This is a genomic window from Mojavia sp. (assembly GCF_059505145.1).
Genome location: NZ_JCACKA010000065.1, coordinates 1 through 14826, shown reverse-complemented (window position 1 = coordinate 14826; position 14826 = coordinate 1). Strand labels below are relative to the sequence as shown.

Annotated in this window: 11 protein-coding genes; 7 read left to right on the top strand and 4 right to left on the bottom strand. The window is 42.2% G+C overall.

Going from position 1 to position 14826, the window contains the following annotated elements:
- Positions 1-427: 427 nt before the first annotated feature.
- The 5 genes from AC5JL8_RS15040 to AC5JL8_RS15020 all read left to right on the top strand — a co-directional run bounded on the left by AC5JL8_RS15040 (position 428) and on the right by AC5JL8_RS15020 (position 7546).
- Positions 428-4432 carry a hypothetical protein gene (locus AC5JL8_RS15040; RefSeq protein ID WP_495880590.1) on the top strand — a complete coding sequence of 1335 codons (4005 nt, stop codon included), beginning with the start codon at positions 428-430 and terminating at the stop codon, positions 4430-4432.
- Between the two features lie 344 nt (positions 4433-4776).
- Positions 4777-5526, top strand: a complete 750-nt coding sequence (locus tag AC5JL8_RS15035; protein WP_495880589.1) for a sucrose-phosphate phosphatase — start codon at positions 4777-4779, stop codon at positions 5524-5526.
- Entirely contained in the window at positions 5523-6158 is a 636-nt protein-coding gene (gene ruvA, locus AC5JL8_RS15030) for a Holliday junction branch migration protein RuvA (RefSeq protein WP_495880588.1), read from the top strand. Before AC5JL8_RS15035 ends, ruvA begins: the two co-directional genes overlap by 4 nt.
- A 23-nt stretch (positions 6159-6181) precedes the next feature.
- Positions 6182-7357 carry an 8-amino-7-oxononanoate synthase gene (bioF, locus tag AC5JL8_RS15025; RefSeq protein ID WP_495880587.1) on the top strand — a complete coding sequence of 392 codons (1176 nt, stop codon included), beginning with the start codon at positions 6182-6184 and terminating at the stop codon, positions 7355-7357.
- 24 nt (positions 7358-7381) lie between these two features.
- A complete protein-coding gene (locus AC5JL8_RS15020; RefSeq protein ID WP_495880688.1) occupies positions 7382-7546 on the top strand; it encodes a hypothetical protein in 165 nt (54 codons plus the stop codon).
- A 487-nt stretch (positions 7547-8033) separates the two neighbouring features.
- Here AC5JL8_RS15020 and AC5JL8_RS15015 read toward each other — a convergent pair whose 3' ends face one another.
- Entirely contained in the window at positions 8034-8939 is a 906-nt protein-coding gene (locus AC5JL8_RS15015) for an amino acid ABC transporter substrate-binding protein (protein WP_495880678.1), read from the bottom strand.
- A gap of 674 nt (positions 8940-9613) precedes the next feature.
- Between AC5JL8_RS15015 and AC5JL8_RS15010 the strand changes: the two genes are divergently transcribed.
- A complete protein-coding gene (locus tag AC5JL8_RS15010) occupies positions 9614-11074 on the top strand; it encodes a sensor histidine kinase (protein WP_495880586.1) in 1461 nt (486 codons plus the stop codon).
- Positions 11075-11116: 42 nt separating this feature from the next.
- On the opposite strand, the gene AC5JL8_RS15005 is transcribed toward AC5JL8_RS15010, so the two are convergent.
- Positions 11117-12529 carry a DICT sensory domain-containing protein gene (locus AC5JL8_RS15005; RefSeq protein ID WP_495880585.1) on the bottom strand — a complete coding sequence of 471 codons (1413 nt, stop codon included), beginning with the start codon at positions 12527-12529 and terminating at the stop codon, positions 11117-11119.
- Here AC5JL8_RS15005 and AC5JL8_RS15000 point away from each other — a divergent pair.
- Entirely contained in the window at positions 12528-12656 is a 129-nt protein-coding gene (locus tag AC5JL8_RS15000) for a hypothetical protein (RefSeq protein WP_495880584.1), read from the top strand. The genes AC5JL8_RS15005 and AC5JL8_RS15000 overlap by 2 nt on opposite strands.
- 208 nt (positions 12657-12864) lie before the next feature.
- On the opposite strand, the gene AC5JL8_RS14995 is transcribed toward AC5JL8_RS15000, so the two are convergent.
- Together AC5JL8_RS14995 and AC5JL8_RS14990 are read right to left on the bottom strand one after the other, a co-directional pair.
- The gene (locus tag AC5JL8_RS14995; protein ID WP_495880583.1) at positions 12865-14367 is read right to left on the bottom strand and encodes a UDP-N-acetylmuramoyl-L-alanyl-D-glutamate--2,6-diaminopimelate ligase; all 1503 of its coding nucleotides are present in this window, start codon (positions 14365-14367) and stop codon (positions 12865-12867) included.
- 52 nt (positions 14368-14419) lie between these two features.
- Entirely contained in the window at positions 14420-14704 is a 285-nt protein-coding gene (locus AC5JL8_RS14990; RefSeq protein WP_495880582.1) for a glutaredoxin family protein, read from the bottom strand.
- Positions 14705-14826: the final 122 nt, after the last annotated feature.

Here is a 14826-nt window from a genome sequence, read left to right as displayed (position 1 = left end):
CTGACTGCAAACATGATTACTTAAGAATTTAAGAACATAATAGGTACACAATATTAATCATACTCAAGGTAGTTAATTTTTGCTAAGGCCAAATTTTTAGCCGATTTCAGTCAGATACAACTCAGTATAAATAGTTGTTTGCTACAGACGTTGCTTGTTTGTATCGATACAAAGTAATCATCCACCAAAGGTAGTTTGTTTAGCTGTTGTATTTTTTTCTATTTTTTATGCTATGAAGTCTGAGAAGCTATAACATTAATTGTCTGTTCAATAGTACTGAGTACATAAACCATAATTCCTAACAATCCATAACATAAATATAATTTCACTTCCAAGTCCGATTGGAAAAACCAACCCTTGAAACTTCAGTAATTGTAAATTAATTTTCACACTAGTTGACGTAAAGTTCTACATAAGGTAATTAAAAGTGACTTCCCGCGCAGATGAAATTCAAAGACTGATTGCAGACATTGACAACTTACTTGCCAATAACGGCAAGCGCCTGTCTCGGCTTTTGTCTAGTCAGGCGCAGGAGCCAAGAGAGGTTTTAGAAAGAATTCGTGACTTTCTCTCCAGACTAGGAGAAAGTGAAAACTCACAGCCAGATGCTTCCAACAAATTTTCTGGACAAACACAGTTATCGCCTTTAGTGGCAAAATTTGTTGATCAAAATAATCACCAGTCTTTAGCACAACACAAGCAGCCAAGCGAAGAGCAGAATAATGTTGTGCCTCAAAAATTAAATAGTGAATTCTCAGCTTTGTTACAGCCGTTACAAGCGGAATTAGCAGCATTACTGCAAGAACGGTCAACTCTTGTGCAAGAAATTAGGCAGCTAGAACAAAGGCGACTACAGAACTATTCCCTAAGCCAGCAGTTGGCGAACCAAGAGCAGGTGATTAATGAATTTTTGCAGGTGTTAGTAAATCGCCTAACGCCAACGTTAAGCTCACATTTAGCACATTTGGCAAATCATCCTAGTTCCTCAACAACGAGTAATAAAACAGACCTAGATGCTATCAGCTCTATAGAGCCACCTTTGGGAGAATCATCAGATCAGCAGATGGAGCTGTTAACACGGCTAGCCAGAGATTTGGATCGACGCTTACTGTCGTTAGATGGAACTGTCAATGTTGTCTTTGAGGGACTACAGCGTAATATTAATACTTATAATGAATCTCTATCGCAAGCACTCGCAAGGATGCACAGTCAAGGAGTGCAAGGCGAACAATTAATGGCAAGCTTTGTCAATAATTTGGCTAAGTATTTGCAGCAACCACTTCCTAATCCTCAATTATCTTTGTTTGGGGTAGATAATCAAACTGTATCGCCTTCACAAACATCAGCAGCTAGAGCAGACAGTATCACTAATTTAGTAGACAAGCCATCATTTGAATTTATACAACCGCAAAAAGAAGATGCGGCTGCTACAGAAGATTTAGAAGCAGCAATTTTACAGCTGCTCGAAGATGCGCCGCACGCTTCGGAAACTGCCACTGCTGCAAACACAACTAGATTACAACCAGACAGTTCACAATTAGATGAAGTAGACCAACTTTATGCTAGTTTGTTCGGTACTAACCCTGTTGTTGAAATAGAACCGACGCAGGATTTCAACAATCAATTATCTCTACAGGACACAGCTTTTTCGCCGCCAGTATCCCCAACTAATCAATTGCAAGTTAGTGATTCTGTTGTTGAAAACTCACTTTGGTCTGAACAACCAAACCTAAGCCTTGTTGATGCAATCCAAGATACACCAGAACAATCCACACACTCAACATCAGACTTAGCATCAGAGCTATGGGAAGGTTCATTAGTTGAGGAAGTAAGCGATTCAACCTTACCTCCTAACTTGCTGTCAGAAGAAATTACTGTAACGGAAAGCCATACTCAGCTACTCAATGTTGATACCATTACAGCGCTGACAGATTTATTAGTTGATTTTGATGATGACCAACAGTTACTTGCAGCCTCATCCCCAAAGGAAGTCGTAAAAACTTCGACAGTAACAAATGTTGTTCCAAAATCTGAAGTAATAATTAACGATGAGGAGCAAGAAAAGTCCACAGATAACTACATACCTGCCTCGCCACAAGAAAATTTACTTTCCCAAGCGGAAACTCAGGCTAATACCATGCTTGATATTTCCTTGGATGAGGAGCAATTAAATCTCTTAGATCAGGATTTAGCTAACTTTGATGGGCTGCTAAATTCTTCATCTAGTGATCAAAAACAGACACAAAGTGATTCTTCGCTGGAGATAGAATATCCCGCCAAGCAACATACTGTAGAAAATATGCTTACTGCTGCTTTCTCCAGCATGGAACTGCCGCAGCTAAATTCTACTTCTTTGCCTCAGTTAGAAGCTGAGTTAGACTTTAGTCCTGCAATTGAAAAAAAAACAGAAGTCACAGCTGGCAATTCAGAAAGTTCTTTACCCGCTATTTCGCATAATCTAAACAATACAGAATCTGCTCTCAACCTTGCTGATTCGGTCTGGTATCTAGGAATTGATTTGGGTACAACAGGGATTTCTGCGGCACTTTTGAATCGCTCTACTTTTGTTGTGCATCCTATCTACTGGTCAGCAGAAAACGAAGCAGGAACAAATTCCTTTCAGCAATCGTTTCGTTTACCCGCAGAGGTTTATCTGCCTACAGCTTCTATACCTCATGGCGAGGCTGACAATACAGATGCTATTGAGCAAACAGCACCCGCAGTTGTCGCTCAGGAGAAAGTGCCTGACAATTTGGCTACAACACCTACATCGCCTAAGTTGGCTCCAGATTTGACAAACACTCTCTACTCAGCGCAGTTGAAGCCTTATTTACAAATAGCTATTCCCTACAAAAATGCACAGCAAAAATGGGAACCTGTGCTGCAATTCAATGAATTTTCTGCGGGGCCTTTGATTTGGGTTGTACGATCGCTCTCTAAACTACTGTTAACTCTCAAGTCTGATCGCTATAGTACCACTCAAGGTTTAACTGCTGCTGCTGTTGGTCTCAACGAAAAAACTTTCGGTAGTATTATCAATAACATTGCTGGGGTGATCTGTACTTGCCCATCTAGCTGGTCAGAACAATATCGTTTTAATGTGCGAGAAGCATTACTGACTAGCAAAGTCATTCAACATCCACAGCAAGTATTTTTTATAGAAGAAGCGATCGCTAGTCTACTGAGTGTACTCGATGCTGCCAACGGTGAACCCGTACAATTAAGTGCTCGCCAGGGTTTGCGTCCTGCAAAAATCAGCGAACATCCTCTGGTGGGTAACACTCTTGCCATCAATATTGGGGCAACTGCAACAGAAATGGCGTTGGTAGATTTGCCAGAAAATCTCCAGCAATTTACACATAATGATTTCATGCTCCACAGTTTTGCTTATGGTGGCAAGGAAATCGAGCAGGATATTATCTGCCAACTGCTTTTACCGCCAAAATCCCGACAATCACGCGCTGAGATCCAAGGTGATAGCAAAACTAGTAGTAACCCTTGGCTTTGGCAATCAGCTATTCCCGGTTTAGAACGGATGCAATGGCATAGTTTGGGATTAGAAGAATTAGAACTACCGCGAGTCGGAGAACCAGACATAACTGCTCGTGTTCGCCTTCAGCAGCGTCTAGAAAGTTCTCTTCTGGGACAGGCGGTGCTAGATGCGGCACTTGCCCTGAAGTTGATTTTACAACACCAAGACTCTTTCACCTTAGACTTGGCCGATCAGCGGTGGGTATTGCAACGGCGAGATTTGGAAAGCCAGGTATTAGTCCCGTTTGTGCGCCGCCTCAACCGCGAACTTAATAAGTTGTTGGTAGCTCGTGGCATACCCACAGAAGCAATTAATCAGGCTATCTTGACTGGAGGAGTAGCTTCTATTGAAACAGTCAACCGTTGGCTCAAGCAAAAACTCCCCAACGCCAAGATTATTCAAGATTCGTATCTCGGCGACAACGGTGCCCCAAATTGTAGCCGGGTTGCCTATGGCCTGGCCATGTTGCCTTTGCATCCCCAGGTTTTAGAAATACCCAGACAACAGTATACAGACTATTTCCTGTTTACAGAATTGCTGCGGCTTTTGCCAGATCGGTCACTATCCTTTGACGAAGTGATCCAGTTATTCGAGGGACGTGGCATTAATACCCGTGCTTGTCAGCAACGCCTGCTGGCTTTCTTGGAAGGTGAGTTACCTCCAGGTTTGATACCTAATAGTCTAGATTCTACCTGGCTTGCCCAGAGTTCCCATGAAAATTCTGACTACCAGGCGATCGCAGCCGCACCACTTTTTGAAAAACAAGGCAATCTCACCTATCGTCCTAATTCCCAACAACTTTTGTCTTTGCGTAGCTATCTCGACGCCATCCAAGCTAGTACTCAGCAATCGCTTGAAGAACCATATACAGTTAATTTTGCTTTAGAAGTAGCTCATTAGGGACGTGAGTTCGATGAACCCTCTCTAAGCCTCTCTCCGACGGCGAGAGGGGCATAAATATCTTTAGTGCGGAACGAAAAATTAGGTTTTTTAAGCCTCCCCCAAGTGCCAGAATTACTTGTAATATCATGTCCGCCTAGTTAGTTATAATTCTCGCATCTGTGCAAAAACCGCGAAATACTCTTTCCCCCTGCTCCCTGCGGTCTTAATGATAAGTCTTTCACCGGACACGATATAACTTTATAGGCCAACTCAACCTTTTAACTTGCTGCATTAAAGGTAGATGAGATAAGTACAAAAACGGCATACACTTTTTGATGGTAAAGCTAACAAAAGGAGTTGCCGTGAACAGTTTTTTATTCGTGACTGATTTAGATCATACTCTTGTAGGCAATGACAATGCACTCAAAGACTTAAACGATCGCCTACAGAAACATCGCCAAGAATATGGTACTAAAATCGTCTATGCTACTGGGCGATCGCCTGTGCTTTACCGAGAATTGCAAATAGAAAAAAATCTGATCGAACCAGATGCTCTTGTACTTTCTGTAGGTACAGAAATTTATCTTGATGGTAATGATACACCAGACTCAGGATGGTCAGAAATTCTCTCTCCTGGATGGGATCGAGAACTTGTATTATCTATTACTAATAATTACCCTGAGTTAGCTTTGCAACCAGACTCAGAACAGCGTCCATTTAAAGTAAGTTTTTTCTTAAAAGAAGCCGCAGCAGGTGACATGCTACCGCAACTTGAGTTAGAGTTGCAAAAATCTAATTTAAATATAAAGTTAATCTACAGCAGCGGAATTGACCTTGACATTGTACCCCGTACCAGCGATAAAGGTCAGGCAATGCAGTTTCTACGTCAAAAGTGGAAATTTGCAGCAGAGCAAACTGTTGTTTGTGGTGATTCAGGTAATGATATTGCTTTATTTGCTGTAGGCAACGAACGGGGAATCATTGTAGGGAATGCCCGTCCAGAGTTACTTCAATGGCACAACGAGCATCCCGCTGACTACCGTTACCTAGCACAAGATTTTTGTGCAGGTGGCATTCTCGAAGGATTAAAATATTTTGGATTCTTAGAATGATTAGTTATCTAAAAGGTATCGTCGCTGGTGTCCAAACGATTAGCAGTAATCGCGTGATTCTGACTTTAGAGGTCAATGGTATTGGGTATGATCTACAAGTTCCGCAACGACTGGCACAACAATTACCAGATTCGGGAGGAGTAGTACAGATTTTTACCCATTACCAAGTTCGTGAAGAAGTACCGTTGTTGTATGGCTTTGCTTCGCCAGCAGAAAGAGATTTATTTCGTCATTTGCTGACTGTTAGCGGTATTGGTGCGGCTTTAGCGATTACCTTATTAGACACATTGGAATTACCCGATTTAGTCCAAGCAATTATCGCCGCCAATATCCAAATTTTAATTCAAGCTCCTGGTGTTGGTAAGAAAACCGCAGAACGCATTTGTTTGGAACTCAAAAGCAAATTGATCGAGTGGCGCAAATCAGCGGGGTTCTTCGTTGCTACAGGCGGGCCAGCACCAGGAATTCTCGAAGAAGTGCAAATGACACTCTTTGCTTTAGGATATACTGCCCATGAAGTTAGCCATGCTTTACACGTGGTGAGTGAAGACATCGGACTTCCGAAAGACGCCTATGTAGAGGATTGGATTAAACAGGCGATCGCCCATCTCAGCAGCCAAGCTGAGTGCTAATTAGTGAGTACTGAGTGCTGAGTATGCCCACCGATCCTTATGCTTGGATAGAACAATCTTTGACAACTATTCATCGGGCAGACTGGTATCGGTCAGTACAAACAATTCACGGTCGCCCTGGTGCAACTGTGATTTTAGCTGGTCAAGAAGTAATTAATTTTGCCAGTAATGACTATTTGGGCTTGGCAGGGGATGAGCGTTTAATTTCTTCTGGGGTTGCAGCTACCGAAGAATTTGGCACTGGTAGCACTGGTTCAAGATTACTGAGCGGACATCGAGAATTACATAGAAAATTAGAGGAGGCGATCGCATCTCTCAAACAAACAGAAGATGCGCTGATATTCAGTTCTGGGTATCTGGCAAATCTAGGTGCGATCGCAGCTTTGATGGGTAAGCGCGATTTAATCTTATCTGACCAGTACAATCACTCCAGTCTCAAAAATGGGGCGATTCTCAGTGGTGCGGCTGTAATTGAATATCCACACAATGATATTACGGCTGTAAAAACCCACTTGATGCAAGAAAGGCAAAATTACCGCCGCTGTCTCATCGTCACCGATAGCGTCTTTAGTATGGATGGTGATTTATGTCCTTTGCCTGCACTGTTGAATCTAGCTGAAGAATTTAGCTGTATGCTGCTAGTTGATGAAGCTCATGCTACTGGAGTCATGGGCGAAACTGGCGCAGGATGTGTTGAATATTTTGGCTATACAGGAAAGCCACTAATTCAAATTGGCACTTTGAGTAAAGCTTTGGGTAGTTTAGGCGGATATGTGGCGGGAAGTGCAACATTAATCGACTTTTTAAGAAATCGCGCCCCAACTTGGATTTACACTACCGGTCTTTCCCCCGCAGACACAGCCGCAGCATTAGCAGCAATCGAGATAGTGCAACAAGAACCACAACGCCGCATCCAACTGTGGAGAAACGTAGATTATTTAAAACAGTTAATGCAAGAGTATGTAATTGATTTGAAATTACTGCCTTCAGAGTCACCGATATTATGTTTTCAATTGCCTAGTGCAGCAGAGGCACTAAAAGCAGGAAAGTATTTAAGAGATGCTGGTATTTTTGCCCCTGCGATTCGTCCGCCAACAGTACCCACAAGTCGAATTAGGATATCTGTAATGGCAACGCATCAAGCAGCACATATTGAAAAATTAGTAGCAGTATTGGGCGATCGCACAACAGTAATTTAATCAGACAACTGTAGGAAACAATGTGTGCCCTTTGTCAGTAAAGCATTAGAGGTAACCACACAGAACCCAGGCTTTTTACCGCGATCGTTTGACCTTGATGAGATGCGGAAGGACGTAGAATTATTTGAAACGTTGTATCCCTTATTGCTCAATACGGTTCGTGTAAATGGGACAACGTTTCGCCCCTAAATCTAAAAAAGTCAAGTTTAAAGAAGCGGCGTTGTAGAAAATAGCTCGGTAATTGCACCGTTGAAGTGCATCTTTGAGGCTCAGAACTCGAACGACCGAGTAAAAAGGTCAAAACTCCGAGTTCCGAACTCAAAAGACCGAATAAAAAGGTCGAAACGCCGAGTTCTCAACTCAAACGACCGAGTAAAAAGGTCGAAACTCCGAGTTCCGAACTCGAACGTCCGAGTAAAAAGGTCAAAACTCCGAGTTCCGAACTCAAAAGACCGAATAAAAAGGTCAAAACTCCGGGTTCCGAACTCGAATTTTAGAGTGCAAAAGTCAAGGAGTATGCAAAAAACTGAAAATTTGGGTTTCAAGAGATATAACTTCCTGGGACTCACAGACTTTAGAACAATAGAATTTCGCTCTAATACCATTTCACGAAATGGCTGATATAAATAATTGCTCCTTAATTTTTTCCCCTGCTCCCTGCTCCCAGACAACTTCTCTACAGGTCATTTTTGGGAATATCTTCTCGAAATTCGATGACCAATTGCATGGTTTCAACTACCAAATCTCGTAAATCCCGATTTAGAACCACAGCACCTTGAGGGCCAAACCAACGGTCAAAAATAGCGACATTACGTTTATTACCGTTGACGAACCCTTGCATAAACTTGATGAGCGAATAGTTGACAGTATCCAAGAATTTTGAGTTATTCTCAGGAACCATGCAAGCGATACCCTCTCTTGAATAGGGAAGGTCAGGTACGATTGCAAAAGTATCTGGATTTTTTTGCTGTTGCAGCCACGCTTCTAAAAGAATGCTATCGGATGAAAAAGCGTCAATAGTGCCTTTTTCCAAGGCTGCATATCCTTCTGCCCTAGTTTTAAAGTAAACTAATTTGGCTTTCGGTTGTGCCCGTGCGATCGCCTGCTCATTTGTGGTTTGTGCTAACACACCAATCCGCTTACCAATTAGAGATTCAGGAGAACCTAAATTACTTCCACTCTTGACCAATAATTGAGTACCGGTGACAGCATAGCTGACAGAAAAATCTACTTTTTTATCCCTCTCCCATGTGAAGCTAGTAGCGTCACACACAATATCAACTTGTTGGTTGACTATTTGAGGAATCCGCTGTGCAGGAGTAAGTCCAATTAATTGCAGTTGAATTTTTTTTCCTAGTTCTTTTTCTAATTGCTCTTTAATCAGAGTCAACATATCTACTGAATAACCATTTAACTTCCCTTCTTTGTCAGAGTAGGCAAAGGGAGGGGCATCTTTACTCGTACCAGCCTTTAACACTCCTGTCCTAGCAATTTTTTGCATCAAAGTTTCAGCAGCAGCAACGCTAGGCATCATCGCTGCAAACATCAGGCTCAAAATAGCTATAGTAATTTTTTGATACATACTTACTCTTGTGAATGCAGGTAAACGCATTAACTCATCTTTGTGATTTACAAACACAGTTTTATATTTAATCTTTTTACAGAATTGACTAATTTGATTAACCTATAGCCCAGCTTAAGCCAAGCAAGTTGAGCTTAATTTGAGTTGAAACAACCTTAGTGGCTTGAGATATATCAAGCTAAAGAAGTTACCACTGTCGAGTACAAGGTTAGGTAATACAGCAACTATTCTTTACATCGTCTTGAAACAAAGCACTTACAGAAAGTCGGCGATAAAGCCCACTCCTTCAAGGAGTAGAATGAATCTTCCCCTTGACTTGGGGCATCGGGAATTGGGCATTGGTGATTCTTTCCCATGCCCTATGCCCTTTTCCCTATGCCCGCTTTCATCCCACTCCGTGGCTGGGGTGAGATGAGCTTAAAGCCAATTTTAGATTTTTTTGGTTCATGCCCTGCTTCTCATGGACGGAACAAATCCAAAATCCAAAATCCAAAATTGGTTGACTCTTACCTTTGATTAGGGAGTAATAACTAATAGCAGGGGAAATTGCGCTTATATTGTTCGGTTATACGACTGTCGCCAGTAAGCGAATGATTATAACCTCGTACATATATATATAGTGAAATGTCTACCCAGTTGCTGTTAGTCGCTCTTGAATCTAGGGGTGAAAACCTGTGTACGAATGGATATTACCAAGCCTAAAGGAAGTTTTAGCCCAAAGCCAATCAACTGTGGCTGAATGTTCCCCAGCTAAAGCAGAGTGGCAGTGGCGCATTAGTTTAGCAGCAACAGAACAGCTGCTCATCAACACTCTAGCAACTGCGGCATCTGATACAACCCAAGGATTAGTTTTAGCTGCACCAGCACCTTTGTTTAGTCAGCCTATACTGACTCAAAACTTACAAACGGTAACTTTTACGGCCAAGCCATTTAACCCGTTGGCACTGATGCCATTTCAGATGCCTGTAGCTATAGCAACAACATATGAAACTGCTCCGCATGAGTCAGTATTGCCCTTACTAGCTGCCGATCCGCTAGGGACAGAGCAGTTTTGCTTGGTTTTTACAGATAAGTTTAGATTAGTCTTAGTTTTAGCAGAACACAAGAGTGGTCAAAAAACATTTTTATTTTCATTTGAGCCAGAGGTAGTCCAACAGGCGTGGCGTGCGCTGGGAGCGAGAGTCATGCTGACGAATCCCGATTTTTTCGCCGATTTGGATGCATTAGTTCAGCAGTATTCTCCAGTAGCTCCAGATTACCGGACTGTAATTCAGTTTAGTCAGTTATTGCTTCAAGAATTACCAGAGTTAGAAGCAGATAAGGAAATTAGGGAACACAGTGAGACGACTTCACAAACTCCCTCCACTTTACCTTGTGTCAATTCCTCTATTTCCTCATCAGCAAAGGTATCTTCTCGTCCTGATGTGGAATTATTACAGGCCTTTGCTCACGAAGTTCGCACTCCTCTAACTACTATTCGCACTATGACTCGCTTACTACTGAAGCGAAAAGATTTACCTGCTAATGTAATCAGTCGCTTAGAAGTGATCGACCACGAGTGTACCGAGCAAATTGATCGAATGGAGTTACTATTTAAAGCAGCAGAATTAGAAACATCTGCTTCAGTCAAATCTTCGCACACTCAACTTACACCAACGTCTTTAGATCAAGTTTTGCAGCAAAGTATTCCCCGTTGGCAACAAGCGGCGAGTAGACGAAGCTTGACTTTGGATGTGGTTTTACCTCAACAACTACCAACGGTAGTGAGTAACCCCACGATGTTAGACCGGGTACTGACTGGTTTGATTGAGAATTTTACTCGTAGTTTACCTGCTGGTAGCCATATTCAAGTTCAAGTTATTCCGGCAGGTGATCAACTGAAGTTACAATTATCGCCTCAACCTCAGTGCAAAGATACTAGTAAAGCTGCCACACCGACAACACCACCAATTCGCAAAGCTCTTGGCCAATTGCTGATGTTCCAGCCGGAAACAGGTACGATTAGTCTCAATATTGCTGCAACTAAGCATTTGTTTCAGGCGATTGGGGGTAAACTCATTGTGCGTCAGCGTCCTGAATACGGGGAAGTGTTGACTATTTTCCTGCCTTTAGAAGTTAGTGCTAAACAGTGGTAATAAGCTAATAAAAGGACACAATTGTTACTCTTGTTATCTAATCTAAGTTTTAGGTTTATTACGCACAGTTGGCAAATGTATTGTAAAAACCGAACCTTCATTAACTTTACTTTTTACAGTAATAAAACCACCAGAACGCCATAGTAACTGCTGTACAACCGTTAAGCCTAATCCTGGCCCGCTAGATTCATCTGTTGCGCCTGAACGCACACGATAAAAGCTGTCGAAAATTCTGGGAATCTCTGTTTCGGCTATGCCAATGCCAGTGTCGCGGAAGTCTAATTGGATATAGTCGCCATGTACACGGGTTTTTACCCACACTTGTCCGCCATCAGGGGTAAATTTAATGCTGTTATGCAGCATATTAATCACAATCAGCCTCAGTCCACCGCTGACGCACCAAACAGGTGGGAGTTCAGTAGGTACTGTATAAGCTAACATGATCCCTTTTTCTTGTGCTATGGGTTGGTAGGTACTGACTATTCCGGGGACAATATCAGAAAGACGTACTGACTCCAAAGTGATATCGTGTAAACTATGCTCCAACTGCACCAGATCTAACAAACCGGTGATTAAAGAATTCTGGCGATCGCATTGAATATTTAACATTTGTAAATAGCGTTGCCGTTGGGGAGGTTTCAAAGTTGAGGAATTTAACAACGACAGCGCTGTCTTCATGTGGGTGAGGGGAGTACGCAATTCCTGACACACATTGCGTAAGAATTCATCTTTAAGTTTTTCTCTGCTGTGCAAGTTTTGATTTTGCCGCTGCAACCTGGCGATGCGCTGATTCATGATTTGATGATTAATTTCATCCTGTCGCTGGAGTTGTTTGACTAATAGCTGACTCATCAGTACAGGTTCAGGCATAGCGGGGCAGATAAAATCATTTGGTAGGCTCAAGGATGATTCTGAGGTTTTTGCTTGTTTGATGCCATCCAAGACTTGCTGAATTACTCTACCTTCTACAGTATTTATAGCTAATAAAGTCCGATTTTTACTGGTATTTATTCTCTTTAATATTTGTGTTTTGCGTCTTTTAAGCGGTCGATGAGCCACAATTAAACTGCAAAACTGTGGCGACAAGATTATTAAAAAGTATTCTCGTTGCAGTTGCTTATTTGGTAGTAACTGTAGGCTGTGGCTAGTAGTTGATGGGCTAAAATATTTACTGCTCGTTTGGTCTGCTTTCCTCCTTTCCTCAATTTGACAGTTATAGATGACAACAGACGCATTTACTGATGACTGATAACGCGCTAATTCTGAACGCCAAATTTCTCCTGGTGGTAGCTTTACCCATAAAGTAGCTGCAATTTTCTGCTCAATTAATAAATCTATTTGTGACCTTAGTATTGATAGTAGGGTAGCAGGACTGAGAGGCATGGCTTGCGGAGGCGCTTGCATTCCCAAAGCCAGCTGATAAACGGATAAATCCTGAACAGGAGATTCATTCATGAGTCAAGCACAACAAGAAAAAATTAAAAAGGATGAAGGAAGAAATAACTCTGTCTTTGCTTTTCATCCTAATGTGTACATTGTTTGCACAAAAGCTACAAAAATTAATAATAATGATGAAATATAAAATATGAAATATGAAATATAAAACTAATGGAGTTTATCATTTAAAATAAACTGTGACAAGCGGATCTGGGCTTGAATAATTTATAATTAATCAATTATGTTATGTTTCTCATTTATTTTTAACCTTAGACTCTCATCTAGGTTATTGGTTCACTAGAAAAGACGCGATACTTCGCGTCTCTTCTAATGCTAATAAGTGCAATTTGGTATTAACTTTGGATCTTCAGTCTTTGTTGTAAAGCTTCTCTGGCGTGTTCTCGGTCGTCAAAATGGATTTTTTCAGTACCGAGAATTTGGTAGTCTTCGTGACCTTTACCAGCAAGTAAAACTCCATCGCCTGGTTGCGCTTGTAAAATAGCAGTACGAATGGCAGATGAGCGATCGCCTATAACTGTCGGATTTGCTGTTGACGGGATTCCTGCCAAAATATCTTGCAGAATCTTTTCTGGGTCTTCAGTGCGAGGATTATCTGATGTCACGACAGCCACATCAGCTAATTCTGCGGCGATTTTACCCATTTTTGGGCGCTTAGTGCGATCGCGATCGCCACCACAACCAAACACGCAAATCATCTTACCAGGAATAAACGGACGTGCAGCTTTGAGTAAATTCTCTAAACTGTCTGGTGTGTGGGCATAATCTACAATGACGCTGATATCTTGGTGAGGAACAATCTGCACTCGTTCCATCCGTCCGGGAACTCCAGGAAACTCAGGGATAGCAGCTGCGACTAACTGCAAATCTAGTCCTAAGTGTAAAACTGTCCCTACCGCTGCCAAAAGATTTTCTAAATTATATTGACCGACTAAAGGTGAACGAAAAGCCACATCACCCTTTGGTGTATGCAAAATACCGCCAACACCATTAGGCTCATAATTCAAGTCACTCATCCACAAATCAGCATTGGCATCGGTGACACTGTAACTCCAAACCCGTTCTGAATTCAACGATGCAATTAATCGCTTCCCATAAGGGTCATCAGCATTAACGATCGCCCGTCCTTTAAGATAATCTGGGCTAAACAACAACGCTTTTGCCGCAAAATAATCTTCCATATCGCGGTGATAGTCTAGGTGGTCTTGGGTGAGATTGCTAAACACCCCCACCTCAAACTCACAACCCAGCACTCGACCTTGGGCTAAAGCGTGAGAACTAACCTCCATCACCCCAAATTCGCAACCAGCATTCACAGCTTCTGCTAGCTGCTGTTGTAGTTCCACCGCAAACGGTGTGGTGTGAACAGCAATTTGCTCAAAACCAGGCCAACGAGTGTACAGCGTTCCCATTAAAGCCGTTGGTAGACTTGCTTTATCCAACAGAAATTCAATCAGGTGAGTAGTTGTAGTTTTACCATTAGTACCAGTCACACCCACCAGTTTGAGTTTTTGACTGGGATAACCGTAAAAAGCACCTGCTATTTGGGCACAGGCTTTAGTCATATTATTGGCACTGATGACAACAGCCTCAGTTGTGGGAGGATTTTTCTCGACAGCTTGAGGAGAGACAATCGCTGCTACAGCACCCGATGCGATCGCACTTTGCCAAAATTCTCCACCATCTACCCGTGTTCCGGGCATACCAATAAACAAATCTCCCAAACCGCAAGCATGGGAATTCGTCTTTAAGCCTTTTACCTCCGCATCCTCTAAAGCAGGATGGTTAGGCAATTGCTCTACACTGTCTATCGCTGCTAGTAATTCCCGCAGTTTCATCTTGTGAACCTCGTCACACGCATTTCTTGCGCTTATTCTGCATTATTTTTTTCTATTTGGACAAATACTTACGCAGCATTTGCTCCAACTGCTGCACACTAGCACGAGGAGAAGGACGTGGCAAATGTTCTTCGATTACATTTGTTTTCCCCTCTGTGCCTCTGCGGTTCGATAAATATAAAACCGGCACTTCGTACTGATACGCTAAGAACCAATCTTCACGAGTTGTGATATCTCGAATTTCTAACTCAAAACTGAGATTTTGAATCTGTTCGAGCTTTTCTTGTAAACCCTCACATAAATGGCATCCTGGTTTACTGTATAAAATTAATCGCATTTGCTTTTATCCATGCCGCGATCGCGTTTCTACAAGTCATGATAAGCGGAAATTGGGCTGGGGATTAGGGATTGGGGATTGGGGATTGGGGATTGGGGATTGGGGATTGGGGATTGGGGATT